We start from the raw sequence: 24778 nt of genomic DNA on the forward strand, positions 1-24778 counted from the left end.
TTGTGCATTTGGAAAGTCTCTTCCCGATGTGCAGTGAGCTTTCTTGTCCGGTTTTTGACTGAGTGCCAGCGTAAAGGAATCAACTTTGGAAGCCTCGATGACCATACCCGCGGACTGGCTGTGGAAATTGATCGAGAGCTCGAAAATTTCCTGTTGATACAGCCTCCCTGGTAATCCAACGGATCAACACCTTGGCCGGGTTGACCGGAAGGCGCGCAGGTGCAATCCCTCGTAGCCTCCTCGATCAGCCTCTAGAACACTGCAGTGACACCTGTGAAGATACCAAATCCCGCGCCGGGAATGGGGCTGCCGAAACGGGAGAGTTCGTAGTCGGTATTCGCGAGGTTCTCGACTCTGGCATGAAGCTTGAGGTGCTCGTTCACCTGATAGCTGCCGTAAATCCGGAGCAGCAGGAAGTCGTCAAGAGGAGCTCCGCCGTAGGAACGTTCGTCGAGATAGGTGGCGCCGACTCCGATCAGCAGCTTCTCCGTCGGGCTCCAGTCCAGCGAGGCGGTGGCGGCGTTCTCGGGCTGGTCCTGGAGCGACTCCCCGAGCCAGGTCCAGGCGAGGCGGTAGTTCCAACGATTGTCGCACCACGATCCATTGACCGCTGTTTCCAAGCCCCGCGTCGGGGTGTCGCCCGGGAGGTTGACCGGTGGGGTGGGGAAGGACTGCACCCGATCCTCGATGGAGTTGGCGAACCAGGTGACGGAGACCATGTGGTTCTCCGCGACCACCTGTTCGACTCCGAAGTCCCAACCGATGCTGGTTTCCGCCACGAGATTCGGATTCCCCGCACCGAAGGCAGTGCCGAAGAGATCGAGGAAGGTCGGGGTGCGGAAGGCCTTGCCGATGCCACTGCGGAAGCGGGTGGACTCAAACGCCTGCCACGAGGCACCGATGCGCCAGGTAACCTGGTCGTCGAAGTCGGCGTAGTCTTCCCAGCGGACGACGGCGTCGGTCACGACCGATTCGATCGGCGTCCATTGCCAGCCGAGGTGGATGCCGTAGCGGTCCTGGTCGACGTTGCTGCCGATGGTGTTCGAGAAGTCGCTGCGCTCGAAGAAGGCTCCCGCCAAAATGCTGTGGCAGGGATTGAGCTCGATGGTGTGATCGGTCGACAGGACCGTGCGGTCGAGGTCCGTGCCGAAGTTTCCGAAGCTACTATCATTATCGTAGTTCTCGCGGTAGTGACCGAGGGTGAAGCGTGCGTCCCAACCTTCACGAATACGCGCGTCCGCGTAGATGGTGGCGAGGGCGGCATCGAGGTGGTCGATGTTGGTGCCGAAATTCTGGTATTCAAACCGTGAATCGCTGGCCCGGAAGGTCATGCCGAAGGTCAGGTTTTCGTTTTGAGCCCATTCGAAGCGGAGGGCACCACGTGATTGGTCGAAGTCCTGGCGGATGTCATCGTTGTGGGTGCCATCGTAGCCAAGACCGGCGAACCAAGAGAGCTTGCCCTTTTGTCCTGAGTTCGAGAGGAAGCCGTTGATCGAATCGAAGGAACCGCCTTCAATTCGAAGCCGGGTTCCGGGGGCGTCTTGGTAGCGGGCGGTTTCGAGCCAGATGACGCCGCCAACGGCTTCGCCGCCGTGGATCGCTGCCTGGGGGCCACGCAGGACTTCGATGCGCCCGATGTCTTCGATCCTGGCACTGGCGAAAAAGTTGCCGAGGGGCGCGGTGGAATCACTCAGGCGAATGCCGTCGACGGCAAGTTGTGAGTAGGAAGTGGTCGTTCCCCGGATGAATACCGAACCGACGGCACCCGTTTGACCGGCAGTCGATGTCGAGATCACCCCCGGGACTTCGTTGAGGGCCTGTCGTAGGTCGAGGATGCCGCGGTTTTCGAGATCCTGAGGATCCAGAACCGTGACGGCGGAGGTGGCCTCCGAAGCCTGGCCGGGCATCCGCATGGCGGAGACGATCAGAGCATCGAGTTCCGATTCGACCTCGGCGTGAATGATTCCACCGAGGGTGAAAGCTGAGCCGATGATGAGGCCACAGCGTTGTCTTGCGTTCGTCCGAGGTCCGGACGTCTTGTTGTTTGGCACGTTTGTTCTTGGGTCCATGAACCTGTTTTTCGCAGGTTCTTGAGACAACTCCTCAGGCTGGCAATCTGGCTCATTCTGCTTGCGCAAAACTCACAGTGGCGAAACCGCTCCGGATTCTCACCGGATTCCCCATCAATTTCCTGCCCGTGCGACGGGCCTCCCGAAGGGTGCCGCGTTGTTTTATGCGGCGGCGGGAGAATGATGATCAAAGCGTGGGTGGCAAGGATGAAGAGGAAGGAACAACGAAATCGGGCGAAACTCCGCGAAATTGGAAATGCGAAGGGCCGCGAACCTCTTCTGATGATGCAACGGACCAGAGAAGCGGGCTGTTTCACCCAATGAGATGCTTGCGTGGTCATCAGGGCATTCATTTCAAATCTCTTCCTGAGATTTCTCGGAGTTTCGCGAGATTTCGTTGTTCAACATCGGCACTCGCGAATCGGCAGGCACCATGAAAGGGTCGTTCATGCCGATGCGCCGACACTCCACGGTTGAAACCGATTTCCAGAAAATCGAGATCTGGAAAGCGGAGCGCAGCTGTGAGTTCCGGGTGTCCGGGGCGGTGCATGCCTGGTGGCATGCGGATCGCTTCCTCACAGGACTGGCCTGGGATAATCTGGCGGCGGCGTGCCTGCTCAGGCCGGCCGGTCCTCCGCAGTCGGTCTTGATGCTCGGGTTGGCAGGAGGCACAGCGCTGAGAATTCTACGGCAGTTGTTGCCGGACTGTCGGTTTACCGCGGTCGATATTGATCGCAAGGTGGTCGAGGTGGCGCGCGAGTACATGAAGCTCGATGAGATCGGAATGAAAATGGTTTTCGCGGATGCGTATCAATGGGCTGGTGGACGAAAGGAGCGCTACGATGTGATCATTGACGACTGCTACCTCGCCGGGGACGAGGATGTTTATCGTCCGGAGAAGAAGCCGAGCCGTGGAATTGATATCCTCACCGAATTGCTGGCGCCGGGCGGGCTGTTCCTGACGAACCTCGTGACAGGTGCCGGTCATCGCCGGGTTCAGAGTCGGACACGGGCGGCTTTCAAACGCCGCTTCGAACAGGTCCGGTCGGTCACCACTCCGGACAGTCTGAATGAAACGCTCGTCGGCGGAGATGACATTCTCGCGGGATCCTGTCTGCGGCAGTGGGAAGAGCGATTCGCGAAAAAGAAGGATCTCGAAATGTGGAGGCGCCTGAAAGTGCGGGGCGTGCAGGTCAGATCAGCAAAGGCAACTCGGTCTTGACGATTTGCTGGCGAGGTTTGGCAAGAATGGTGTCGATCGTGGTGATGAGATCAAGCGTCGGGACGGAGTTCCCATCGAGGAAAGATCGGAGCTCACGAGACCATTCGTCCGGGGATCTTCCCTCCTTCTGGCTGAGAATCATGGCGGTCTCCGTCAAACGTCCACTGATGGCAAGCTGCTTGCGGGTGCGGTGCAGCCAGCGACTCAAGTAAGGTTTGGTGGGCTTGTGCTGCACGGATGAACACTGATTGATTCGGCTTTTCTTGCAAGGTCAAAAACGGGGGGCGGAGACCAGGGCGATCAAGCCAGGGAAGAAATCGGACCAGGATGGATAGGATAGGTCGGATGAAAGCAACGGAATCTGATCATCTTGATGAGTGAGCTCCGATTCTGGCCTAAAACTGGGGACAATGACTCCAGAATCCTACCCATCCTATCCATCTTGGTCCGAAAAAACTCAATGGGAGCTGGATTTTCCCCTAACTTGATCGCCCTAGGTCGGAGACGTCTTGAGGCCTGAGGATCGGTCTTGAATGCTAACCCGGAACGCTGCTAGGAAAGATCAATCCGATTTTCCTGCTCCTGATGATTCGTTTCTCGCTTCTGACTTTCTTGTCCCTGCTGCCGACCTTGTCCCTTGCGGATCCGGTCTTTGAGGAGAAACGGGGTCTGGTGGTGATCGAAGCGGAGTCGACGGGTTCGCGTCTTGGGGATTGGAAAAAGAAGACGGATGTGCCTGACTTTGAGGGCGAATGCCACCTGGAGTTTACGGGGAATCAGACGATCAGCGGGCCTCCCGAGTCTCCGTTGAAGTACAAGTTCAGGATTTCCAAGGAAGGGAATTACACCCTGACCATCCGCGCGAGGAAACGGCTTGAGACCAAGAGGGAGGATATTTCGAACGATTGCTACGTGGCGCTGGAAGGCGACTTTGAAGCTGGTGGCGAGGCACCCTTAAAGGTCCTCAAGAGTGACACCAAAATGTTTGGTGGGAGTGCGGAGGGATGGGGATGGGCGATCAGTCTGGATGCGAATCACGAGAAGTTTCCCCCGGTCTACAAACTCAAAGCGGGCGAGACTTATGAACTGACGATCCACGGGCGTTCCAAGAATTTCAATATCGACCGGATCATTTTCTATCATGAGTCCCTTGATCGCCGGGAAGTGCAGAACAAGAAGCTGGATGAGAGCAAAGTGGTGGAGGAAGGCTTGGTGGTGACTCCTGCGCGGGTCACCCGGCGTCTAACAGATCGCGAGGGGCGGGTGGTGGAAGCGCAGTTGGTCGAAGTTGATGGGATGACCGTGGTCGTCATCGTCGGCAGTCGTCGGCATCGGATTGAGGTCGAGACGCTTTCGGATGAAGATCAGCTCTTCATCAGCAGCTGGTGGGCTGGCGAGGAGTGAGAATATGGAGACGGACTTTGAAAGTCCGTGGTGCGTAGGGAGGAGACGCTGAATCGCGGGGCCTTGTCCTGTGGGCGGTTGATTGTCCTGGGGTGGGGCAGAAGGAGTTGCAAACTCCTTCTCCGTATTGGTGCCGCCTTCTATTTTATCAGGGCGACGGCCATGGCGGCGATGCCTTCCTGGCGACCGATGGCTCCTAACAACTCGTTGGTCGTGGCCTTGATGCCGATGCGTTCCGGTGCGAGACCGAGGGCGGCGCCGATCTTCTGCTGCATGGCTTCGCGGTGAGGCAGGACCTTGGGGGCTTCGGCGACGAGGGTGGAGTCGATGTTGACCAGCTCATGGCCCTGCTCGCGAATGAGTGCGGCGGCTTTCTCGAGGATCTTGAGTGAATTGATGTCCTTGCAGGCGGGGTCACCTGGTGGAAACCAATGGCCGATGTCGGGCAAGCCGAGAGTGCCGAGGATGGCGTCGGCGATAGCGTGGCTGAGGACATCAGCATCGGAGTGGCCGTCGAGACCGTGAGTGTGGGGAATCTCCACACCCCCGAGAATCAGAGGGCGGCCTTCCTTGAAGCGGTGGATGTCGTAGCCGAAGCCGATCATGAGGGGAGGGTGGGATATCGAAGATGGGGTGTCGATGCTGGGGTTCTGGAGGAAGAGTTGAGAACAACGAAATCGCGCGAAAAGACGCGAAATTTTTTGAGTTGGAATTCGTGGGATCGATGGTCCTCAGAGGATTTCCTCGATGGGGATCTTGCCGTTGGTGGCGACGATCGACCAGACGTTGTCTTTGCCGACCGGGGTGAGTTCGACTTTTCCTCCGCCGGCTTCGACGAGGAGTTTGCCGGCGGCGATGTCCCAGAGGGAGATGCGTGATTCGATGTAGGCATCGAGTCGGCCGGTGGCGACGTAGGCGAGGCCGAGGGCGGCGGAGCCCATCATGCGCATTTTGCGGGCGCGGAGGGAGGCTTTGCGGAAACGTTCGAGGCCGATCTTGAGGGATTCCTCGTCTTTGCCGCAACCGATGAAGAGGATGGATTCCTCGAGTTTTTCGCGCTTGCTGCAGGAGACGGGTCGACCATCGAGCAGGGGCTGGCCACCTTTTTCGACGGTCCATGTTTCGCCGGCGATGGGATCGTGGATGACGCCGACGACGATGTCGTCATCGACGCGCAGGGCGATGGAGACGCAGAAGTGGGGAATGCCGTAGAAGAAGTTTACGGTGCCATCGATGGGATCGACGATCCACTGGCGGCTGGAGCTTTGGTCGCCGCTGATGCCTTCTTCGCCGAAGAAGGCGTCGTTGGGGTTGGCACCGATGAGGATGCCTTCGATGAGGTCCTGGGATTCCTTGTCGAGGGCGAGCTTGATGTCGTGGTGAAGGGCTTCGTCGACGGTCTTTTCGCTGTGGAAATTGGCGCTGAGGAGTTTGCCGGCTTCTTTGGCGGCGTGGACGGCGAGTTCGAGGTCGGTCATGGAGGGGAGTGAGAAGGGCGAAGTGCCGGGTGGCAAGTGGTGAGTGGGGGAAATTGAAACGCCAAGTCGCCAAGGACGCCAAGTTTGAAGGATCTGCGGAGGGGGGCTCCATCTCCGGCTTCTGAGGGTTGATGAGGAGGACAGGATTGTCCTCCCTCCTTAGGCTCCTGCTGTGAGGAGCTCGATTTCGCGGACGATTCTGGGGGCGAGGTGGTGCTTTTCGTCTTCCAGAAGGGGCTCGCTGTGGGCGGGGTAAACGAGGAGGATCTGATTGCGGTCGGAATCGAAGCCGATGCCGGGTTGGGAGACGTCGTTGGCGATGACGAGGTCGCAGCCTTTTCTGTGGAGTTTTTCGCGTGCGTTGGTTTCGAGATTCTCCGTTTCGGCGGCAAATCCTACTAGGACTCCCGTAAATGAGAATTTCCCGCGGGCGGAGCCGAGGATGTCGGGGTTCCTGACGAGTTCGAGGGTGAGGGTGTCACCGTGCTTTTTGATTTTCTGCTCGGAGATCGAGGCAGGGCGGTAGTCGGCGACGGCGGCGGCGAAGACGGCGGTGTCCATGCGGCCGATGTGATGCTCGACCGCGGAGAACATTTCTGCCGCGGATTCGACGGGGATGAGGTCGACGCCATCGGGGATGTCGAGCTTGGTGGGTCCGGAGATAAGCAGCACCTGGTGGCCGGCTTCGGCGAAGGCCGATGCCAGCGCGTAGCCCATCTTGCCGGACGAGCGGTTGGTGAGGTAGCGAACGGGGTCGAGTGGTTCGCGGGTGGGGCCGGCGGTGATGAGGACATTCATGGGTTGATGATGCTCGCGGCAAGGGGCCTTGATGGTTCCTACTCGTCGTCCTTCGGTTGATCCTTGGTGAGTTCCTTGTAAATGGCATCCGCCTGGGATTTGGACTCAGGTGAGAGGAGTGCTTCGATTTGGGTGAGCAGTTCCTTGGCGGCCTCGTCGCCACGGTCGACCCCGATCTTGGCCAAGGCCCATGCTTTTGGAATGTTTTGTTCCGTGCCTTTGCCTTGGGCGTTCATCCGCGCGAGAGCCGTGGCGGCTTCGGCGTGGCCCTGATTTGCGGCGAGGGTGTAGAGCTCGCCGGCATTGGCAAAGTTGAACGCAACGCCGATTCCGCCTTCGAAGAGGGTGGCGAGGTTGTGTTGCGCGGGGGCGAAGCCTGCTTTGGCAGCATCGGTGAACCAGGCCGCGGCGGCCTTTTTATCGGCCGCACCGAAATTTCCCGAGAGATAGAAGAGTGCCAGTTCGTTCATTGCCTGGGGGAGGCCTCCTTCTGCGGCGATGAGGAGCTGGGAGTAGATGGCGGCGATGTTTGGTTCCTTTTCCTTCGAGAGGAGTGTGGCGAGTTCGAGTGCCGCGCGTGGGTGTCCGGCGGTGGAGGCTTTGTTGAGCCATTCGAGACCCATCGTCGGGCTGGCATCGACCCCTTTGCCATTGAAGAAGAAGATGCCGGTGCGGAGCATGCATTCGAGCTGTCCGGCGTTGGCTCCATTGAGGTAGGTTTTGAAGGCGGCTTTGTCGTCTTTGGTAACGTTCTCTTCAAAGTCTCCGAGGGCGAGATAGGCGTCGATCATTCCCAGCTCGATTCCCTTGTTGAGCCACTTCCGTCCTTCTTCAGGTTGGCGGATGGACTCCGCGCCATTGAGGAGCATGGATCCGAGGGGAAGAAAGGCCCGCTGATCCTTGTTCTCGGCCGCCTTGCGGTAGAGCTTGATGGCCTCCTCCGCATCGACCTTGTCGGGGTAACCGAAAGCGCCGCTGCGGAATCTTGCGAGGAGGATGAGCGAGTCCGAGTCGCCGGCTTCGGCGGCGCCGGTCCACCACTCGAGGGCCTTATCGGGATCCGGCTTTTCGCTAAGCAGGCCGCGAAGCCATGCTTCTCCGAGAATCCGGCTGGCGGCACCTTTGTCGGTCTTGGCGGCTTCTTCCAGCGACTCTCTTCCCAATTGTCGGTCGGCTTCGATGGGCGAGTTCAGAAGGATGAGGGCGCGGCGATAGGAGGCTTCCTGGTGACCGGCCTTGGCGGCTTTCTGATAGTAATCGAGGGCCTTTTCGCGCGATGCCTCGACTCCCTGTCCGGTTTCTGCCGCGAATCCCAGAAGGAAAAGAGCATCTTGGTCTCCTTCCTCGGCCAGAGGGGTGGCGATCTTGATCGCCTCTTGGTGCTGGCCCTTTTGGAAGGCTTCCAGTGCGGGTTTCAGCGGGCCTTCCTCGATGCTCGGTGCGACAGAGGTATCCTGAGCCAGAGTGGCACCAAAGGTCAGTACGAGGGAAAACAGGACGGGGAAACAGCGGGTCATGCCCCAAGGGAACTCAACCTGTTGTGCGAAGTCCAGACGAGATGGCGTTGATGGAGAGCAGGAGTTTGGGGAAGAGGGCTTCGGCCTCGCTTTCCTTTCCTGAGGCAATGAGGGCGCGCCAATCCTTGAGGAGCTGAATCTGCTGGCGGTGGAGGACGCGCAGTGGGGCTTCGCGAATTTCGAGGGTCTTGGCCATGCGTGGGCGGCGCTCGGCCATGTGGCCATCGAAGAGCTCGGCCAGGAGGTCGCGGGTGCGTTCGAATTCGGCGATGATGATTCCCATGAAGCGGGCTCGCAGGTCGCTGTCGGTGACGAGTTCCGCGTAGGCCTTCATGAAGTCGAGGTTGGCGGAGGCGAGGTTGGTTTCGACGTTGGTCAGGGTGTAGCCGAGGAAGGTGGATTGTCTGACGGCTTCCTTGAAGGCCTCGAAGCGTTCGGGGCTGTCGGTCTTGAGGTGCTGGAGGGCGGATCCGACGCCGAACCAGCCGGGGAGGTAGAAGCGTGCCTGGGTCCACGAGAAGACCCAGGGGATCGCGCGCAGGTCGGCGATGGAGTGGCCTTTCTTGCCGGTGCGGCGTGCGGGGCGTGAGCCGATGCGGGAGTTTTCCAAGGCGTCGATCGGAGTGACCTGGCGATAGAAGTCGATGAAGCCTTCGGAGCGGATCAGGTTCTGATACGCTTTCTGGCTGACTTTGGTGAGTTCGGGCAGGAAAGCTTTGGCGGGTTCTTCTCCGGGGCTCGGCAGGCGGTGGGTGGCGGTGGTGATCGCGGCGCCGGCGACGAGGAGTTCGAGATTGAAAGTGGCGTTGGCGGGATTGGCGTATTTCTGGCCGATTGTTTCGCCCTGCTCGGTCATGCGGAAGCCGCCGGCGAGTGAGCCGTGAGGGAGGGCGGCCATGAACCAATGAGTTGGGCCCGCGCCGCGTGAGATGGTGCCGCCACGGCCGTGGAAGAAGCGAAGTTTGACGCCGTGCCGCTTGCCGACTTCGGTGAGGTTTTCCTCGGCCTCATGGAGTGCCCAGGCGGCGGAAAGGATGCCGCAGTCTTTGTTCGAGTCCGAGTAGCCGAGCATGACCTGCTGGCAGTCGGCATGCTGGCGCTTGACGACGGGATGGTCGAGGAAGGCATTGAGAATACCGGGTGCGTTCTCGAGGTCGTCGATGGTTTCGAAAAGCGGGACGACTTCCATCGGGCAGACGGGGCCTTCGGGAGTAGCCTCCATGAGTCCGGCTTCGCGGGCGAGGAGGAAGACGCCTAACAGGTCGGATAGCTGTCGGGTCATGGAGACGATGAGCGAGCCGAGGCCATCATGACCGTGCTGGTTGAGGTGGTCGGCGAAGACGCGGTAGGAGTCGAGCACGAGGTCGGCTTCGGTGCCGGCGCTGGCGGTGTCGTGGAGGAAGGGGCGTGCGGATTGGAGTTCTTCGTTGAGGAATTCGAGGCGCTTTTCCTCGGGCCAGTTGCCGTAGTTTGCGCCGTCGGGAATACTGGCGGCTTCGAGGAGCTGGGAGATGGCCTTGTCGTGGAACTCGGAGTTCTGGCGGATGTCGAGTGTCGCGAGGTGGAAGCCGAAGATGTCGAGTTTTTGTCGAATCGGACGAATGTACTGTTCTTCGATGAGCGTGCAGCCGGTGGCGCGGATGCTTTCGGAAAGCAGGTCGAGATCCGCGGCCATCATTTCCTTCGACTGATAACCGGGGCCGCCCTCGATTTGTTTTTTCATGCGAGCGGCCATCAGCGACACGAGGTGACGCCATGGTTCCTCGTGGAAGCGGTCGCGGAGTTCGTGGGCCGTGACTTCCTCGTCGATGGTGAAGGAGAGTTCGTCGATCCGGTTCTCGAGTTCTTCGGAGACGGGATTCAGATGGGAGGAAAGTGTGAGCTGGGTTCCGAGGACTTCGAGTTCACGGTGGAGGAGTTGGAAGGCGCCGCGACGAAGGTGATCGAGAGCCTTGGCGGTCACTTCCGGGGTGACGAGCGGGTGGCCATCGCGGTCGCCACCGATCCAGGTGCCGAAGGAAAGGCGTGGGATGTAGCCAGCGGAGCGGAGTTCGGAGAATGGGAAACCCGCTTCGCGCCAGGCTTCGGTGAAGTGGAGGTCGAGGCGGTCGAGGGCGTTCGGGAAGAGGTCGCGGAGGTAGTGGATCGCATCGCGCAACTCGCGGAAGATGTCCGGGCGGACGACGTGGATTTCTCCGGTGCGCCAGAGGGTTTCCATGGCCGTGACGACGCGTTCGCGGGTGCGGCGTTTTTCGCGGTCGGTGTATTTTTGATTCTCAGTGCGGGCGAGCAGTTCGTAGAGCGCGCGGTGGCGCTCGCGGACGGAGCCGCGCTTGGCCTCGGTCGGGTGGGCGGTGAGGACGGGTTGGACGTCGACTTCGCCGAGCACATCGACGATTTCCTTCGGCGAGAAGCCGAGGTCGGAGAGATCCTTGAGTGCGCGGGGCCAGAGGCCGCGGATGGAAGTGCTACCGAGGGCCTTTTCGCGTTCGCGGCGGATGGCGGAAGCGACGCGTTCCTCGACCATGTTGAGGAGTTGGAAGCCGATGGAGTAGAGCTGCTGGGTGCCTTCCGGAGGATTGCCATCGGGCACTTCGCCGGACCACGGGAGGTAGGGAATGAGTTCGGTTTCGCCGAGGCTTTCGAGGGCTTCGGCGAGGCAACCGGTGAGATAGGTGAGTTTCTCATCGATCAATTCGAAGCCTTCGCTGCGGAGCTGCTCGCGGGTGGGGGTGGTGGTTGGGATGCTCATCGGCGGCGGCAGTGAAGCAGGGGGAGTGCCGGGAGCAAATCAGGATTTTGGGAAAGCGATGGAAGGCACCGCAAGGCGATCAGGCTAGGGAAGAAATCGGACCAGGATGGAAAGGATACATAGGATGAAGGTCACGAAATCCAACCATCTTGATGTCGGTTAACATGATCGAGCCCTATCGCTCGCCCGAAACGGTGGACAATGGCTCAAAAATGCTCCCCATCCGATCCATCATGGTCGGAGAAAATTTCAGCGGATGCCCGTTTTCTCCTGAACTTGATCGCCTTGGAAGTCGCCGCTTTGCTTCCCGCTTGACGCTGCCGGGCGGCGGGTGGTTCTTTCCCGCTGCGATGCTTCATCAGGTCCTCAAGTCCAAAATTTACAAGGCGGTGACGACGGATTCGATCGTCGAATACGAGGGCAGCATCGAGATTCCGCGGGATCTGATGGAAGCTGCCGGCTTGTGGGAGGGGGAAAAAGTGCTGGTGGCGTCGCTTGATTCAGCGGCCCGGCTGGAGACCTACGTGCTTGCCGGAGAGGCGGGGACCGGGCGGATTTTGGTGAATGGCGGCGCGGCCCATCGGATCAAAAAGGGGGAACGTCTGACCATCATGGCCTTCGGTCTCGCGGAAATGCCGGTGGTGCCGAAGAAGATCGTTCTCGACGCTGAAAACCGGATTGAGCGAAGCGGTCGCTGAGGAATCCCCGGTTTTCCGGGATTTTCCCCAAAAAAAGCGGCCGAAAACCTCGCTTTACAAGGGGGGAAGCCTCTGACAGTTTCCCGCCCCCATGATTCTAGCGAACGTCGACTGGCTCTCAATCAGCATCACTTTGTTGCTGATCGTCTTTGTGATCACCTGCTTGCTGATGAGCACGCTGATCCTGATGCAGCGGCCCAAACAGGAAGGCCTTGGTGCGGCATTTGGCTCGGGAATGACTGATCAGATGTTTGGTGCGCGGACGACCAATGTGCTGCAGCGCGGCACCGTGTATCTCGCGTCGCTGTTCTTTGTCCTGACGATCACTCTGGCCATTCTCTTTGCCCGCAAGAACGAGCGGCAGTACTCCTTGAAAAAGGACGAGCCGGTTGTCGTGGTTGAAGAAGTGGTCGAGGAAACTCCCGCGCTGGAAGAAGAGGCTCCCGCACCTTCGCTCGAAGACGAACTTGAGTCGACTCCGGTCGATGCTGGCGAAAGCTCCGAGACGGACGCGCCTCCAGCTGCGGAAGAAACTCCGGCGGCTGAGGAAACTCCGGCTGCGGAAGAGACTCCGGCGGCTGAGGAAACTCCAGCTGCGGAAGAGACTCCGGCAGTTGAAGGGTCTTCGACCGAAGCCGAGGACAAGTAACCGGCACTGGTTCTTTTCTTGAGGAAAGGGAAAGGACGAGGGCTGCGATTGAAATCGCTTATCTCCCGACGGGATGAAGGACGATTCGACGCAGCCAAAAGGAAAGTCTCCGGGTGTCAATGAACAGCCGGTGTGGGCGCGTCCTGAAGCGTTCGCCGTGGCGGATGCCGGTTGGGGCTGGGTTGATCGTAAGGGAGTGCGCCATTCGTGCGAATCATTCGAGGGCTTGTCTTCAGCGATTGTTGAAGATGCCGGGGCGCAAGTCGACCTGGTGTGGACGCCGGCATGTGACTATCTGGTCTTGCCGGAAGAACTTCCGGAGCTGCATCCGGCGATGAGGGATGCCCGTATCCGCTGGGCACAGTGGGAGATCGAAGAGGGTCGCAAGCAGACCATGATCTTTGGAGCCTTTCTATTGGGTTTTGTGGTTTTCTCAGTGATAAGCCGGAGGGAGCTGCTCGCCTTCGGGCCGGTCGGGCTCGCTTTGCTGCTGCTGGTGGCTTTTGGTTTGGTTCCCTGGTATCAGGGACGGAAGCGATGGCAGCGGGCGCAATCCCGCGCGCTGGTGACGAGTGCCAAGGATCTCGATGAAATCCGATTTGAGACCTGGCTCACCCACCAGAAGACGCCCTTCACGAAATGGCTGTTAGGACTTATCGCTGTGGTCGGTTTGTGCCAGTGGTTGGGTGCGGGGAGCCTTTCGGCGTCGGTGGAAGCGGCGGGTCTGATCAAAGTCAACGGCCGCGCGACGGATTGGTGGCGTCTGCTGACATCCCCTTTTCTCCACGGACACTGGATTCACTTTTTGATGAATGCTTCCGCGCTGCTTTATCTTTGCCGGCGGATGGAAGTTCTGGCGCGCTGGCCTCATGTTGCGGCGGTCTTCTTGATGGCGGCGTGGGTGGGTGGTGAGGCTTCGGCAAGGTTTGTGGCGGGACCATCGGTGGGTGCGTCGGGGGGATTGATGGGGGTCCTCGGCTTTCTGTTAGTCTTCGAGTTTTTTCATCGGGCACTGGTTCCCGAGACGGCGACCCGGCGATTGTTGGCGGGTGTGATTCTTACCGGGGTGATCGGCGTGATCGGATTCCGGTTGATTGACAATGCCGCGCATGTCGGTGGCCTGGTGGCAGGCATGGTTTACGCCTTCGCCCTGTTTCCGAAGTCGGACTCGGCACGCCGTCCGAGGGAAACGGGCCCGGATCGTCTGGTGGGAATCGTGGCTTTCGGAGTGCTGGTGCTCTCGGCCGCCTGGGCTTGCGTGAAGTTGATCGGGTAGTGGTGGGCAAGGACTGGCGACCCGAGTCTGGCTTGGCCTTACTGCTCTTTCCAGCCGGGATACTTTCGATTCAGCTCCTCGCGGTAGCGCGCGGCGGTGTCGAGTTGGCCATCTTTTTCAAGGGCCCCGATCAGTCGCGTCAAAGCCTGCGGCTTCACCACTTGATCGCCGTCTGCCATCAGCTGAACCGGCAGGACATAGGAACGGATGGCCTCCTTGATGTTGCCTTGGGCTTCGAAGATTTCCCCGCGGAGCATGTGCAAGCTGGCGCCAACGCGTCCTTCGGGTCGCAGGGCGAGACCTTCTTCGACGGCCACCATGGCTTCGTCGTAACGCTTGAGCATGTAGAGCGAGCGGCCCTTGCCATTGAGGCAGTCGGCTTGCCAGGCGGGATCGGATTCCTGTTCGAGGGCGTGATTAACCGCAATCAGGGCACCGGTAGGATCGCCGGATTCGTTGCGAGCCTTTCCGAGGAATCGCCAGACTTCCTTGGGAGCGAGCTCGGGATTTTCGCCGTCCGCAATGAGGTCATAAAAGCGGGCAGCGTTGACGAAATCCCTTCGGTTGAAGGCTTGGTCGGCTGCCCAGCGAATGAGTTGGTCGGGAAGGCTGAGGGCGTAACCCTTGGTGATGGCAACTTCGAGTTCGGGAATCAGCTCGTCGGGCTTTTTCAGTGAGAGATGCACCAGGCAGAGCAGCAGGCCGGCATGCTTCTCGTAGTATTTGGGCGAGAGTTCGCGTGCCTTTTCGAGATAGGGAATGGACTCGGCCCCGCGGTTCCTTTTGACCATCGCCCAGCCGGCCCAGTAGCTCGCCTTGGCGACGGCGTCACTGTCCGGATCGGGGACTTCTTTGAGGAAAGCGAGGTAGTAGTTGATCATCGCATCCAGCTCGTTCTGCTGTTTGCTGATGTCGGCGCTTTCGAGGTAGGCGATGGTTAGAAGTTTGTAGTCCTTGGTGGTATCAATGATTTGCTGGAAGTCGGCAATCGCGAGGCCGGGCTGACCGGTCTGGGCGTAGGCGGACCCGCGAGTGGCGCGAGCGAGCGGCACCCGCTCGTCGTCGGGAAACTTGGTGATGAAATCGGTGAGGGATTTGATCGCTCCTTCTGGGTCGTTGGCATCGGCGAGACAACGGCCACGTTGGTAGAGCATGCCGCGACGATTCTTCGCCGAGAGTTTGGTGGGATCGATGTCGCGATAGACGTCGGCAGCTTCGGTGGGGTTGCCGTCGGCGAAGAGTGTCTCCGCTTTCATCAACAGGGCGGTGTGGATCTTGGGGTCGCGCGGGTGCTTCTTGCGGTAGAGTTCGAGAAAGGCATCGACCTGATCGAGGACATGGCGACCCTCGATGCGATAGAAGCAGAGCAGGCGGAAGTAGGAGGCGTCGAAGGCGTAGCTGGGATCCGGAAGCGTGAGTCGCTCGATCGCTCGGAAAAGCGGCATGGCATCGGCATTGCGATCGAGCATCATGTAGGATCGCGCGCCGAGCATCAGGCGTTTCGCTTCGCGCTCGCCGCTGGTCGGGGTGCTGCTCTGGCTGAAGATCTTGACCACTTCCTGGTAGCGTTTTTGGTCGAAGCGCGCCGCCATCAGGGCGATTTGGGCGTCCGGCCGGAAATCCTCCATGCCAGGCGTGCGCAGGATGAGGTTGAAATACTTGTCCGAGAGTTCGGCATCGCCGAGGCGGGCGGCGACGGCACCGGCTTCAAGCGCGGCCTTGCCACGGATGTCGGGAGTGGAGGCGGAGACCGCGACCTTTCCCAACATTTGCAGTGCTTCTTCAAGTCGCCCGTCCTTGGCGTACAGGCTGCCGAGTGCCACTTCAGCTCTCGAGGTGTAGCCACTGTTTGCTTCGGGATCGTCGAGTAGCTGACGGTAAAAGGCGATCGCCCGGCGGTCCTGATTCAGCATTTCGTAGCTCTGGGCGGCGTAGAATTGTCCGCGCTGGCGATCGGATGGCTTGGTGGCGATGACGGCGAGCTTTTCGAAGAGGGTCGCTGCCAGGGCGTATTGGCGGTTGTTGTAGTGGTCGGCGGCGAGGCTGTAGGCAGCGGCTGCGGCGTAGCGGCCTTTGCCGAAACGGTTGAGCAGAGTGTGGAAGCAGCGCTTGGCATCGTCGGGGCGACCGATGGCGCGGTACGATTGACCGAGATACCACCAGGCGGCCTCGGTGTTGTAGTGGGTCGGGTATTCGCCGATGTAGCGGCTGAAGATTTCGGCGGCCCGGCCGTAGAGCTCGAACTGGGTCGGGCCGTTGGTGCGCTTGGCTGACTCGTAGACGTTGCGTCCGTGTTGGAACCAGTCCTGGCCGACATCGCGCTGAAGGCTGGGGTCCACGGGGACAGCCCGTGGCGGTTCTTGGGCCATCAGAATGGCGGGAACCAGAAAAAGGAGAGCGAGGAGGCGCATGGCGGAATTGTCTTTCGCTGGCGGGCTTTTGCAAGCCGGGGGACCGCCGCTTGGTCAGGGAGCGTCGGCCGGAGGCGGACTTGTGCGAGAAACATCGCTGATCCCAGCATTTGCACAAGCATCGAGGGGTCCCGGCACCCTGTTTTCTGCCCCTGCTGCCGCGATTTTCCGTTCGGTCCGCTAGAAAGAAGGGGTCACCTCGGATGGACCATCAGGGCTTGGAATCTTGGGTAGGGTGTCGAGCAGTTCTTCCTTTTGCTCGTCGTAGTGCCGTTTGAGATAGATCGCGCTGCCGATGGCCAGCACGACGAACAGCACGATGCCGACGATCAGGAGAATGCTGGCCCGCATGGAATTTGGGGCGAATCAACCGCCTTCAGTGGGCCGCTGGGTGGCGAAGGAGATGTTCCAGATGCCGGACTTCTGGCAGATGTCGATGACTTCGACGATTTCCTGAAAGGGGGTGGCGGAATCTCCACGGACGCGCACCGGCTGGTTCTTGTGCTGGGCGGCAATGGCGCTGAGGGTTTCAGCGAGGGCGGCTTTGGTTTTGGTTTCGCCCCAGACGGAAACGGTGCCATCGGCGCGCACGTTGAGGACGATTTCGCCAAGAACCCGTTGAGGGTCCGCGCCTTCTTCGGAGGTGGGCACCGCGATTTTGAGGTCCATTTCGTCGCGCGAGAACTGCCAGGTGACGATGAAGAAAATCAGCAGCAGGAACACGATGTCGATCATCGGTGCCATCTGCATCGCCGCAGGTTGCGGCTCTCGATTCTGAAATTTCATCAGATGCCGTGGAGGTCGGGGCGGTCGTCAGTCAGGGGTGATTGAATCGGCATGCTGTAGTCGTCCGGCTGGCGGGGCGCCGCAGCTTGGCCGAGCTGCGGAGTACTCAGCTTGAGTTGAGCCTGAAGCATCGCCATCAGGTGGGTGCTGGCCGCTTCGAGTTCGGACACGTATTTCTGAACCCGACCGCGAAAGATTGAGTAGAAGACCAAGGCGGGAATGCCGACCACCAGCCCGGTGGCAGTCGTGACCAGTGCTTCGGAAACGCCACCAGCAAGCTCCATTTGCTTCACGCCTTCAAAGCTGCCCTGGGAGATGGAGAGGAACGACTTGATCATGCCGAGGACGGTACCGAGCAGACCGACCATGGGCGCGATTGATCCAATGTCAGCCAGGTAAGTGATCCGGGAGCTCAGCATTCCGGCCTGCCGCGAACCTTCGGACTCGGCGATTTCGCGCACCTCGCTGAACGAGGATCCGCGGTTCTTGGTCATGAACTCGATGCTCTTCTGCGTGATCCGGGCCATGCACTGATTCTGGCGATGGCAGTAGCCGATCAGGCCGACGAAGTCGCGTTTGCGGATCATCGCCTCGGCGGTGTTCATGAAGCGGTCGCTGACCACCGCGTTGCGGCGGATGGTCATCAGGTAGAGAAGGATCAGCACCATCGCGACGACTGACAGCAGGCCGAGCGGAAACATCATCGGGCCGCCCTTTTCGACGATCTCCATGAAATCGAGCTGCTTGGTGGCAGACTCGGCCTCCTCGGCGGCAAAAGCGCTGACGGGTGACAGCAAAGCCGCTGCGATAAGGAATCGGTGCCAATTCATGTAGTTGGGAGATCTTAACTGAACGGTGCGACAAGGCAAGAGCGGGGGAGGGAGTCCGCTGCGGAGCTCGGTTCTCCTGCATTCTAGCGGCAAGGGAAGCGATTTTCGCGTTTGGATTTCCCCAATTGTGGGTTCTGGTGGGGGAAAGCAAGTGGCCGTTGATCTGAAAGAGAAGCTGCGAGGCGTTTCGCACAAACCGGGGGTCTACCTGATGAAGGACCGTCTCGGATCGATCATCTATGTCGGCAAGGCGCGGGATTTGAAAAAACGGTTGTCATCGTATTTCATGGCCTCGCGCAAAACACGGGCCGATCTCAAGACGCGTGCGCTGATCGACACGATCGTTGATTTTGAAATTCACGAAGTCCGCAATGAAGCCGAGGCGCTGCTGCTCGAGGGGAAGCTGATCAAGGACTACCGTCCGCGCTACAACGTGGCCTTTCGCGACGACAAGCGCTTCCTGTTGGTGAAGTTGAAGCGCGATGACCCCTGGCCGCGCTTTCAGATGACGCGGATGAAGAAGGACGACGGCTCTCGTTACTTCGGGCCGTTCGCTCATTCGGGTGCATTGAAGGCAACCATTGAGTGGCTGAACCGTCGCTTGGGATTGAGGACCTGCCGGGCGAGGGTCCCGGGCGAGTCGGAATACAAGCACTGCCACGCCGATGTCATCCGCAATTGTTCGGCTCCTTGTGTGGATCGGATTTCGCGTGAGGACTATCTCGAGCGGGTCGACGAAGCTTGCAGGATTCTCGAAGGGAAGGGGCGGCGCGAATTGTTTGACGAGTTGGAGACCGACATGCAGAAGGCGGCGGGAACGATGAACTTCGAGAAGGCGGCGCTACTGCGTGATGTGGTGGCGAATCTGCGTAAGACGATCAACCCGACCCGGCAGTTCACTCGTGGCCGTGGTGTGCCGACAACTGTGAAGCCGGTCGAGGACCTCGCGGATCTGGGAGAAGCGCTCGGGCTCGCCGGGCCACCGCGAGTGATGGAGTGCTTCGATATCTCCAATGTGTCGTCGAACCACATCGTGGCATCGATGGTGCGTTTTACGGAGGGTTGCCCGGACAACCAGAACTACCGTCGTTACCGGATCCGCACGGTCGAAGGTCAGGATGACTTTGCCTCGATGGCCGAAGTGGTGCGTCGGAGGTATTCGCGAATTCTGTTAGAGAATTCGGATGCCGCGCCGGACCTGGAAGAGAGTCAGGAGGATGTGATCGAGATCCAGCGGCGCTTGGCGAAAGAGGGGCGGGCGAAAATCATCCTGCCGGATTTGGTGATCGTCGATGGCGGCAAGGGACAGCTTTCTTCGGCGTTCAAGGAGTTGCGTCGGATCGGCTTGCATGATCTTCCGGTAATTGGATTGGCGAAGCAGCATGAGGAGATTTTCACGCCCGGGAAAAGCGAGCCGATCCTCATTCCTCATGATCGCGGGGCCTTGAAACTGCTGCAGCGGATCCGCGATGAAGCCCACCGCTTCGCAAACGGCTATAACGAACTGCTGTATCGTCGCCGGATGAAGGAAAGCCTGCTCGATGACTGTCCGGCGATCTCTCCGAGAAAGAAGCAACTGCTTTTGAAAAAATTCGGCAGCGTGGCGCGGATCAGGAAAGCGAGCGTCGAACAACTGGCGGAAATTCCGGGAATCTCGGCAAACAGTGCGGCAGCGATTCTCGAGTGGCTGGGTGGGAGCGCCGGTTTGTAACCGGCATCGAGTCAACAAGATCGACGGTCATTCGAGGCCGGTTACAAATCGGCGCTCCCACTTGCGCTTCCAAACAGCCAATCCCCGGGGCTCGCACAGAGGCCGGCCTTTACGGGGTTATGATGGATATAGTTTTTCGCGGCAAGGTAGTGGCTTTCGTCGCGGATGTAGCGGTCGAAGTAATCGCGCTCCCAAATGGCCCCGCTTGTTCCGATCAAACGGTTGATGGTTTTGGCGGTATGGGTTTTCCAGGTCTTGATAATGCGGTCGATGGTGTCGCCCTCGGGTCTTAGAAGAACGTGGACATGGTTGGGCATGATGACCCATTCCAGGAGGTGATAGCGATCGCCATCGAAGAAAAGCAGGGCATCTTGGACCACAATTGCATTTTGTGGGTTTCTGAGAAGGCATGCGCCATGACCCGCGTCTTCGTAAGCTGCAATTTTTTTTCGGAGTTTGATGTTGGCGGGATCGTCCTTTGAGGCGGCGAGTTCTGAGTTCCATCGACGGAGGACAGCCTTGGGCAGGGAGTCGGCCAGGCGGAACGTGACGGCCTGAATGACGCCCGAGGCATCCATGTGGGGGAGGTAGCCGCGGGAATACCAGCCTTTCTGGGGGCGGGGGTCCACCAGGCGAGAAAGGGCGAATTTCAAGTAGTGGTCAAGTGAACATTCTTGGATTGCCGGGTTGTAATCGGCATCGAACCAAAATAGTCGGGGGTTGCTCAATGCCGGTTACAAACCGGCGCTCCCAGCAAGCTCAAGAGGTGATCCAGTTCCAAGCCTGATGTTCCTGGTCTTCGTCGAAGGATTTGATCTCGAGGGAGAAGGGGTTCGGAAGTGAGGTGAGGCGCTTGATCCACTTGGAATCGCCGACCAGAGCCATGCGTTTGATGTCCTTGATATGGGTAAACCCAAATTTCGTGTCCTTGATCAGGGCTCCGAGTTCGACGCCTTCGAGGTCTTCAAAATTGACGAGGAAGGAGACCGGCGAGTGTTTGGCCAGAATGGCTTCGATGTGGCTGAGGAAGTGCTTGTATTCCTCGGTGGTGACCTTTCCATCAACGGTGACCCAGACGAGCTGTTCGGCGGGGAACCAGCTGTGGCGAATGGATGGCAGTCGCGGTTCGGGCGGGCTTTCAATCCAAGTCAATGCTTCGGCCGTTTCACCTGCATCGTAGCGACGAAAGTCCGCTTTGACGAAATGGCGGGCGAGCTTTGGCAAGGCACTGAGGAACTCGTCGTTGGAAACCACGGCGATCCGGGGGATTTCCCGGTGGTGGTCCCTGACAAAGCGGAAGTGCGAACGAAGACCGGCGAGATCCTTCCAGCCGGGGAAATCCGGGGCGTCGATCAGCAGTCCCTTGAGTTTTCCTCCGCTTTCCAACCATGGGTCCACCTGGTCCTGGATCGCGGTAAAATCTTCAGAGGTGATCGGGCCGGAAGGCTGAACGACGAGGACTCCGGAATCGCTTAGGCGGAAATGAATCATAGCGCTACAGTAGAGCGCAGGAAACCCCACGCGGCAATCTTATCCTTGGTCGCCCTCAGTGAGGGTGGGGTTTGAGCGCTTTCAGCCAATCGATCCACGCCTCCATGCCTTCGCCGGTTTTCGCGGAAAGTTCGAGAATGGTCGAGTGATGGGCGATGCGGTGAAGGTTCTCCAGCGCGGCGGAACGATCGAAGCTGACCGCTTCAGCGAGGTCGATCTTGGTGACGATCACCAAGTCGGCATGATGGAAGATCGGCGGATACTTGAGCGGTTTGTCTTCACCTTCGGTGACCGAGAAAAGCACGACCTTTTTATCTTCCCCAAGATCGTAGGACGCCGGGCAGACGAGATTCCCGACATTTTCGATGAACAGAAGTCCGCGGCCTTCGAGTGGGAGTTGTTCCAGACTCTTGGCGATCATTTCGGCGTCGAGATGACAGACGTTGCCGGTGGTGATCTGGCTGACGGGCACTCCGGATGCGTGCAGACGTTCGGCGTCGTTGTCGGTGGCGAGATCCCCATTGATCACGACCGGTGCAAGCTCGTCCGGCAGGCTGCCGAGAGTCTTCTCAAGTAGGGTGGTCTTACCCGATCCGGGTGAAGAAAGGAGATTGACGGCAACCAGTCCCTTGGCTTTCAGGAAGCCACGGTTGCGCTCCGCGAGACGATCGTTGCGGGCAAGGATGGGGTTCAGAAGGTTGATCGTCTGCGCGCCATGAGAGTGCGCTTGTTGGTGAGAATGCGCATGCTCGTGACCGTGTTCGTGACCGTGTTCCTGGCCGGAGTGACCGGAGGATTTTTTTATTCCTTTGACCAAGGTTTCCACCTTGTAGCCTTCCACGATGCCGCAGCCGCAATCTTCACACATGTCAGTTGAGTTCCAGTTGAGTTAGTTCAAGCTGTCTGCCTCCATGGTCGACGATCAGGGCGCCGTTGCAGGTAGGACAGACGAAAGTCATTTCGATTCTTTCCACCATCGCCTTGCAATCAAGGCAACGGAAGTAGGCGGGAGCCATTTCGATCTTGAGTTCAGCGGCAGCGGCAGGTGTTGATGCCTTGAGTGCGGCGAAGGCGAATTCGAGCGCTTCCGGGACCACGCCGGAAAGTACACCCACACGCAATTTCATCCGTGTGATGCGATCGCCCCCGGCCTTGTGGAGTTCCTCCATGGCGGAGTCCAGAGCCGACTGCATGATGGAAACCTCGTGCATAGCCTGCCGCATGCTGGGCTTCATCGGAAGACGGCGTCCCCGCATCTGATGCCATTTCATCCGCGAAGCTTGAGCAAGGGCCGATGGCGATGGTGATCCTGAACCGCTGTGCTGGAGGGCGATCAAAAACGATGCGTGGTTTTGCATAGGCCGTGCGTAGCGACGCTTCTTTACGGATCGCGCGGAATCTTGCTACCATGTCTCCGATTGCTTGGATAACGAACAGGATGGATTAGTAAGGAAACCCATGCTTGGAAATGGTTCTTCGTTTCTTGTGCGATCAGCATCCGGACCCGAAGCCATGCAACGCCTTCAAAAACCCAACCCGAAGCGGACCGAAGCCGTGCTCGAACATGCAAGCGGGGACAAGAGATTTAAGATTCTTCAGGTCTTCATGAAGCGCCATCAGTATCGCGCCGACTCTTTGATTGAGGTGCTTCACAAGGCGCAGGAATTGTTCGGGTATCTGGAGAACGACTTGCTGATCTTTGTCGCGCATTATCTAAAGCTTCCTCCGAGCCGGGTTTACGGTGTCGCGACCTTTTATCACTTCTTCAATCTCAATCCGCAGGGTGAGCATACCTGTGTGGTTTGCCTGGGCACCGCCTGCTATGTGAAAGGAGCGGACAAGATCCAGGCGGCAGTTGAGGCCGCGACGGGTGTGAGGTCCGGCGAGACCACGTCCGACAACAAGGTTTCACTGCTGACGGCCCGCTGCATCGGTGCCTGCGGAGTCGCGCCTGCGGTCACCTATGACGGCGTCGTCTGCGCCAAGCAAACGGCGGACGATGCACTGGCAAAATTGAAAGGATGGATCGGTCATGACTCTCGATGAACTTGAGGAAATAAAGGAGAGGGAACTTTTTTCACGGAAAAAGAAGGTCCTCCGTTGTTGCATGGCGGCGGGCTGCGTGTCGCAGGGGTCCAGCGAGTTGATAGACAATCTCAGGGCGGCGGTCAAAGACGCCGGGCTTGAGGATGAGATCGAGGTTCGCGGAGTTGGCTGCATGAGGCTCTGTTGTCAGGGGCCCTTGACTCAGTCGGACCCCGAGGAGGTCCTCTACGAAAAGGTCGAACCGAATGATGCGAAGGCGATTGTCGAGGCAATCAGGACGGGAACCCAGGCGAAGCTTCAGAGAGGGGATCCAAAGCATCCATTCTTCGCCAAACAGCATTCGGTGGTGCTGGGTAACAGCGGCCATGTCGATCCCGAGCGGATCGAATCCTATATTGCGGTCGATGGCTATCTTGCGCTGCATCATGTGCTGCGTGAAACCGAACCGCCCGAAGTGGTGAAATGCATCATGGCCTCGGGTCTTCGAGGGCGTGGCGGTGGAGGCTATCCGTCCGGCTTGAAATGGCAGGCGGTGGCGGCGGCGAAAGGAGACCGAAAATTCGTGGTTTGCAATGCCGATGAAGGCGACCCGGGAGCTTTCATGGACCGAACGGTGCTCGAAAGCGACCCTCACTCGGTGCTCGAGGGCATGGCCATTGCGGCCTATGCGGTCGGGGCCGAGCAAGGTTATATCTATATCCGGGCAGAGTATCCGCTGGCGATCGAGCGGCTTCAGAATGCGATCAAGCAGGCGAAGAAGGCGGGTTTGTTGGGTGCGGGGATTCTTGAGGGTCCATTCAGTTTCAATATTGATATCCGGATCGGAGCCGGGGCCTTCGTTTGTGGTGAGGAGACCGCATTGATGGCATCGATCGAAGGCAAACGCGGGGTGCCGCGTCCTCGTCCGCCTTTCCCGGCGGAGAGTGGCTTGTGGGGATGCCCGACGCTGATCAACAACGTCGAAACTCTTGCCAATATCGCCCCGATCATGCGCAAGGGCGCGGAGTGGTTTGCGGGTATCGGGACGGAGAAGAGCAAGGGCACGAAGGTCTTTGCGCTGGCAGGAAAGATCACCAACACCGGCATCGTCGAAGTTGCGATGGGTACGCCGCTGCGAACGATCATCGAAGACATGGGCGGAGGGGCGCCCGACGGTGCGATGGTCAAGGCGGTGCAGACCGGCGGCCCATCGGGTGGCTGCATTCCATCCCAGCACCTCGATACTCCCGTCGATTATGAATCCCTCTCCGAACTCGGATCGATCATGGGCTCCGGCGGGATGATCGTCATGGATGAAAGCAACGAGATGGTCGATGTGGCGCGCTTTTTTATGGAGTTCTGTCGCGACGAGTCCTGCGGCAAGTGCATTCCATGCCGTGCCGGCACGGTGCAGATGCACCATCTTCTTACCAAGATCATCGACGGCAAGGCGAGTGCCAGGGATCTGGCGAAGCTGGAAGAGCTCTGCGACATGGTGAAGCACACCAGCCTCTGTGGTCTCGGAATGACGGCACCGAATCCGGTCATCAGCACGCTGCGCTTCTTCCGTCACGAGTATGAAGCCCTGCTGCAACCCGATCCCCTCGCCGCGAGTGAGACTCCGCCTGCCAGCGGGAGCTCAACCACCACCGCTTGAACCA

At 59.2% G+C, this 24778-nt stretch carries 23 protein-coding genes and 1 riboswitch; of the genes, 8 read left to right on the forward strand and 15 right to left on the reverse strand.

Annotated features, from left to right (window positions below; all coding sequences use genetic code 11):
• Window positions 1-251 precede the first annotated feature (251 nt).
• A complete protein-coding gene (locus WBG04_RS14285; RefSeq protein ID WP_424315124.1) occupies window positions 252-2069 on the reverse strand; it encodes a TonB-dependent receptor plug domain-containing protein in 1818 nt (605 codons plus the stop codon).
• Between the two features lie 20 nt (window positions 2070-2089).
• Window positions 2090-2230: riboswitch (cobalamin riboswitch) on the reverse strand.
• 272 nt (window positions 2231-2502) lie between these two features.
• Here WBG04_RS14285 and WBG04_RS14290 point away from each other — a divergent pair.
• Window positions 2503-3291 carry a spermidine synthase gene (locus WBG04_RS14290; protein ID WP_424315125.1) on the forward strand — a complete coding sequence of 263 codons (789 nt, stop codon included), beginning with the start codon at window positions 2503-2505 and terminating at the stop codon, window positions 3289-3291.
• Here WBG04_RS14290 and WBG04_RS14295 read toward each other — a convergent pair.
• Complete coding sequence (locus tag WBG04_RS14295; RefSeq protein WP_424315126.1) at window positions 3263-3526, reverse strand: hypothetical protein; 264 nt, start codon at window positions 3524-3526, stop codon at window positions 3263-3265. The two genes, WBG04_RS14290 and WBG04_RS14295, sit on opposite strands and share 29 nt — an antisense overlap.
• 350 nt (window positions 3527-3876) lie before the next feature.
• Between WBG04_RS14295 and WBG04_RS14300 the strand changes: the two genes are divergently transcribed.
• The gene (locus WBG04_RS14300; RefSeq protein WP_424315127.1) at window positions 3877-4695 is read left to right on the forward strand and encodes a hypothetical protein; all 819 of its coding nucleotides are present in this window, start codon (window positions 3877-3879) and stop codon (window positions 4693-4695) included.
• A 140-nt stretch (window positions 4696-4835) separates the two neighbouring features.
• Here the strand turns inward: WBG04_RS14300 and ispF are convergent, their stop codons facing one another.
• From ispF to WBG04_RS14325, 5 genes are all read right to left on the reverse strand, one after another.
• On the reverse strand, window positions 4836-5300 hold the full coding sequence (gene ispF, locus WBG04_RS14305) for a 2-C-methyl-D-erythritol 2,4-cyclodiphosphate synthase (protein WP_424315128.1): 465 nt from the start codon (window positions 5298-5300) through the stop codon (window positions 4836-4838).
• A 126-nt stretch (window positions 5301-5426) separates the two neighbouring features.
• Entirely contained in the window at window positions 5427-6173 is a 747-nt protein-coding gene (locus tag WBG04_RS14310; protein ID WP_424315129.1) for an inositol monophosphatase family protein, read from the reverse strand.
• A gap of 159 nt (window positions 6174-6332) precedes the next feature.
• On the reverse strand, window positions 6333-6971 hold the full coding sequence (locus WBG04_RS14315; protein ID WP_424315130.1) for a phosphopantothenoylcysteine decarboxylase: 639 nt from the start codon (window positions 6969-6971) through the stop codon (window positions 6333-6335).
• A gap of 38 nt (window positions 6972-7009) precedes the next feature.
• A complete protein-coding gene (locus WBG04_RS14320) occupies window positions 7010-8488 on the reverse strand; it encodes a tetratricopeptide repeat protein (protein WP_424315131.1) in 1479 nt (492 codons plus the stop codon).
• 13 nt (window positions 8489-8501) lie between these two features.
• Window positions 8502-11240, reverse strand: coding sequence for a phosphoenolpyruvate carboxylase (locus tag WBG04_RS14325; RefSeq protein ID WP_424315132.1), 2739 nt, complete (start codon window positions 11238-11240; stop codon window positions 8502-8504).
• A gap of 164 nt (window positions 11241-11404) precedes the next feature.
• Here WBG04_RS14325 and WBG04_RS14330 point away from each other — a divergent pair, with 164 nt between their 5' ends.
• From WBG04_RS14330 to WBG04_RS14340, 3 genes are all read left to right on the forward strand, one after another.
• A complete protein-coding gene (locus WBG04_RS14330) occupies window positions 11405-11938 on the forward strand; it encodes an aspartate 1-decarboxylase (protein WP_424315133.1) in 534 nt (177 codons plus the stop codon).
• 91 nt (window positions 11939-12029) lie between these two features.
• The gene (gene secG / locus WBG04_RS14335) at window positions 12030-12587 is read left to right on the forward strand and encodes a preprotein translocase subunit SecG (protein ID WP_424315134.1); all 558 of its coding nucleotides are present in this window, start codon (window positions 12030-12032) and stop codon (window positions 12585-12587) included.
• Between the two features lie 73 nt (window positions 12588-12660).
• Window positions 12661-13863: a rhomboid family intramembrane serine protease gene (locus WBG04_RS14340; protein ID WP_424315135.1), complete on the forward strand. Its 1203-nt coding sequence runs from the start codon at window positions 12661-12663 to the stop codon at window positions 13861-13863.
• 38 nt (window positions 13864-13901) lie between these two features.
• Here WBG04_RS14340 and WBG04_RS14345 read toward each other — a convergent pair whose 3' ends face one another.
• The 4 genes from WBG04_RS14345 to WBG04_RS14360 all read right to left on the reverse strand — a co-directional run bounded on the left by WBG04_RS14345 (window position 13902) and on the right by WBG04_RS14360 (window position 17890).
• Window positions 13902-16274: a tetratricopeptide repeat protein gene (locus WBG04_RS14345; protein ID WP_424315136.1), complete on the reverse strand. Its 2373-nt coding sequence runs from the start codon at window positions 16272-16274 to the stop codon at window positions 13902-13904.
• Window positions 16275-16454: 180 nt separating this feature from the next.
• On the reverse strand, window positions 16455-16625 hold the full coding sequence (locus WBG04_RS14350; protein WP_424315137.1) for a hypothetical protein: 171 nt from the start codon (window positions 16623-16625) through the stop codon (window positions 16455-16457).
• A gap of 15 nt (window positions 16626-16640) precedes the next feature.
• Complete coding sequence (locus tag WBG04_RS14355; protein ID WP_424315138.1) at window positions 16641-17060, reverse strand: ExbD/TolR family protein; 420 nt, start codon at window positions 17058-17060, stop codon at window positions 16641-16643.
• Window positions 17060-17890, reverse strand: a complete 831-nt coding sequence (locus WBG04_RS14360; RefSeq protein ID WP_424315139.1) for a MotA/TolQ/ExbB proton channel family protein — start codon at window positions 17888-17890, stop codon at window positions 17060-17062. The genes WBG04_RS14355 and WBG04_RS14360 overlap by 1 nt, the downstream gene beginning before the upstream one ends.
• A gap of 151 nt (window positions 17891-18041) precedes the next feature.
• Between WBG04_RS14360 and WBG04_RS14365 the strand changes: the two genes are divergently transcribed.
• On the forward strand, window positions 18042-19601 hold the full coding sequence (locus tag WBG04_RS14365; RefSeq protein ID WP_424315140.1) for an excinuclease ABC subunit UvrC: 1560 nt from the start codon (window positions 18042-18044) through the stop codon (window positions 19599-19601).
• 41 nt (window positions 19602-19642) lie between these two features.
• On the opposite strand, the gene WBG04_RS14370 is transcribed toward WBG04_RS14365, so the two are convergent.
• The 4 genes from WBG04_RS14370 to WBG04_RS14385 all read right to left on the reverse strand — a co-directional run bounded on the left by WBG04_RS14370 (window position 19643) and on the right by WBG04_RS14385 (window position 22363).
• Window positions 19643-20230: an REP-associated tyrosine transposase gene (locus WBG04_RS14370; RefSeq protein WP_424315141.1), complete on the reverse strand. Its 588-nt coding sequence runs from the start codon at window positions 20228-20230 to the stop codon at window positions 19643-19645.
• Between the two features lie 130 nt (window positions 20231-20360).
• Window positions 20361-21092 carry an STAS/SEC14 domain-containing protein gene (locus WBG04_RS14375; protein ID WP_424315142.1) on the reverse strand — a complete coding sequence of 244 codons (732 nt, stop codon included), beginning with the start codon at window positions 21090-21092 and terminating at the stop codon, window positions 20361-20363.
• A 55-nt stretch (window positions 21093-21147) separates the two neighbouring features.
• Window positions 21148-21960 (reverse strand): hydrogenase nickel incorporation protein HypB, encoded by an 813-nt coding sequence (gene hypB, locus WBG04_RS14380; protein WP_424315143.1) that lies wholly within the window; start codon window positions 21958-21960, stop codon window positions 21148-21150.
• Between the two features lies 1 nt (window position 21961).
• On the reverse strand, window positions 21962-22363 hold the full coding sequence (locus WBG04_RS14385; protein ID WP_424315144.1) for a hydrogenase maturation nickel metallochaperone HypA: 402 nt from the start codon (window positions 22361-22363) through the stop codon (window positions 21962-21964).
• Window positions 22364-22604: 241 nt separating this feature from the next.
• Here WBG04_RS14385 and hoxE point away from each other — a divergent pair, with 241 nt between their 5' ends.
• Window positions 22605-23138, forward strand: coding sequence for a bidirectional hydrogenase complex protein HoxE (gene hoxE, locus WBG04_RS14390; protein ID WP_424315145.1), 534 nt, complete (start codon window positions 22605-22607; stop codon window positions 23136-23138).
• Window positions 23125-24774, forward strand: coding sequence for an NADH-ubiquinone oxidoreductase-F iron-sulfur binding region domain-containing protein (locus WBG04_RS14395; protein ID WP_424315146.1), 1650 nt, complete (start codon window positions 23125-23127; stop codon window positions 24772-24774). The genes hoxE and WBG04_RS14395 overlap by 14 nt, the downstream gene beginning before the upstream one ends.
• The last annotated feature ends 4 nt before the right edge of the window (window positions 24775-24778 follow it).

Source organism: Haloferula sp. (genome assembly GCF_049672945.1).
Taxonomy (GTDB): Bacteria; Verrucomicrobiota; Verrucomicrobiia; order Verrucomicrobiales; family Akkermansiaceae; genus Haloferula.

What these genes read in the sequence shown, in the direction of transcription:
- WBG04_RS14385 (WP_424315144.1), bottom strand. Translation starts at nt 22,363, where the DNA reads ATGAAATGGCATCAGATGCGGGGACGCCGTCTTCCGATGAAGCCCAGC.
- WBG04_RS14300 (WP_424315127.1), top strand. Translation starts at nt 3,877, where the DNA reads ATGATTCGTTTCTCGCTTCTGACTTTCTTGTCCCTGCTGCCGACCTTG.
- WBG04_RS14340 (WP_424315135.1), top strand. Translation starts at nt 12,661, where the DNA reads ATGAAGGACGATTCGACGCAGCCAAAAGGAAAGTCTCCGGGTGTCAAT.
- WBG04_RS14330 (WP_424315133.1), top strand. Translation starts at nt 11,405, where the DNA reads ATGATCGAGCCCTATCGCTCGCCCGAAACGGTGGACAATGGCTCAAAA.
- WBG04_RS14355 (WP_424315138.1), bottom strand. Translation starts at nt 17,060, where the DNA reads ATGAAATTTCAGAATCGAGAGCCGCAACCTGCGGCGATGCAGATGGCA.
- hoxE (WP_424315145.1), top strand. Translation starts at nt 22,605, where the DNA reads ATGCAACGCCTTCAAAAACCCAACCCGAAGCGGACCGAAGCCGTGCTC.
- WBG04_RS14360 (WP_424315139.1), bottom strand. Translation starts at nt 17,890, where the DNA reads ATGAATTGGCACCGATTCCTTATCGCAGCGGCTTTGCTGTCACCCGTC.
- secG (WP_424315134.1), top strand. Translation starts at nt 12,030, where the DNA reads ATGATTCTAGCGAACGTCGACTGGCTCTCAATCAGCATCACTTTGTTG.
- WBG04_RS14315 (WP_424315130.1), bottom strand. Translation starts at nt 6,971, where the DNA reads ATGAATGTCCTCATCACCGCCGGCCCCACCCGCGAACCACTCGACCCC.
- WBG04_RS14310 (WP_424315129.1), bottom strand. Translation starts at nt 6,173, where the DNA reads ATGACCGACCTCGAACTCGCCGTCCACGCCGCCAAAGAAGCCGGCAAA.
- ispF (WP_424315128.1), bottom strand. Translation starts at nt 5,300, where the DNA reads ATGATCGGCTTCGGCTACGACATCCACCGCTTCAAGGAAGGCCGCCCT.
- WBG04_RS14375 (WP_424315142.1), bottom strand. Translation starts at nt 21,092, where the DNA reads ATGATTCATTTCCGCCTAAGCGATTCCGGAGTCCTCGTCGTTCAGCCT.
- WBG04_RS14395 (WP_424315146.1), top strand. Translation starts at nt 23,125, where the DNA reads ATGACTCTCGATGAACTTGAGGAAATAAAGGAGAGGGAACTTTTTTCA.
- WBG04_RS14320 (WP_424315131.1), bottom strand. Translation starts at nt 8,488, where the DNA reads ATGACCCGCTGTTTCCCCGTCCTGTTTTCCCTCGTACTGACCTTTGGT.
- WBG04_RS14345 (WP_424315136.1), bottom strand. Translation starts at nt 16,274, where the DNA reads ATGCGCCTCCTCGCTCTCCTTTTTCTGGTTCCCGCCATTCTGATGGCC.
- WBG04_RS14285 (WP_424315124.1), bottom strand. Translation starts at nt 2,069, where the DNA reads ATGGACCCAAGAACAAACGTGCCAAACAACAAGACGTCCGGACCTCGG.
- hypB (WP_424315143.1), bottom strand. Translation starts at nt 21,960, where the DNA reads ATGTGTGAAGATTGCGGCTGCGGCATCGTGGAAGGCTACAAGGTGGAA.
- WBG04_RS14325 (WP_424315132.1), bottom strand. Translation starts at nt 11,240, where the DNA reads ATGAGCATCCCAACCACCACCCCCACCCGCGAGCAGCTCCGCAGCGAA.
- WBG04_RS14290 (WP_424315125.1), top strand. Translation starts at nt 2,503, where the DNA reads ATGAAAGGGTCGTTCATGCCGATGCGCCGACACTCCACGGTTGAAACC.
- WBG04_RS14350 (WP_424315137.1), bottom strand. Translation starts at nt 16,625, where the DNA reads ATGCGGGCCAGCATTCTCCTGATCGTCGGCATCGTGCTGTTCGTCGTG.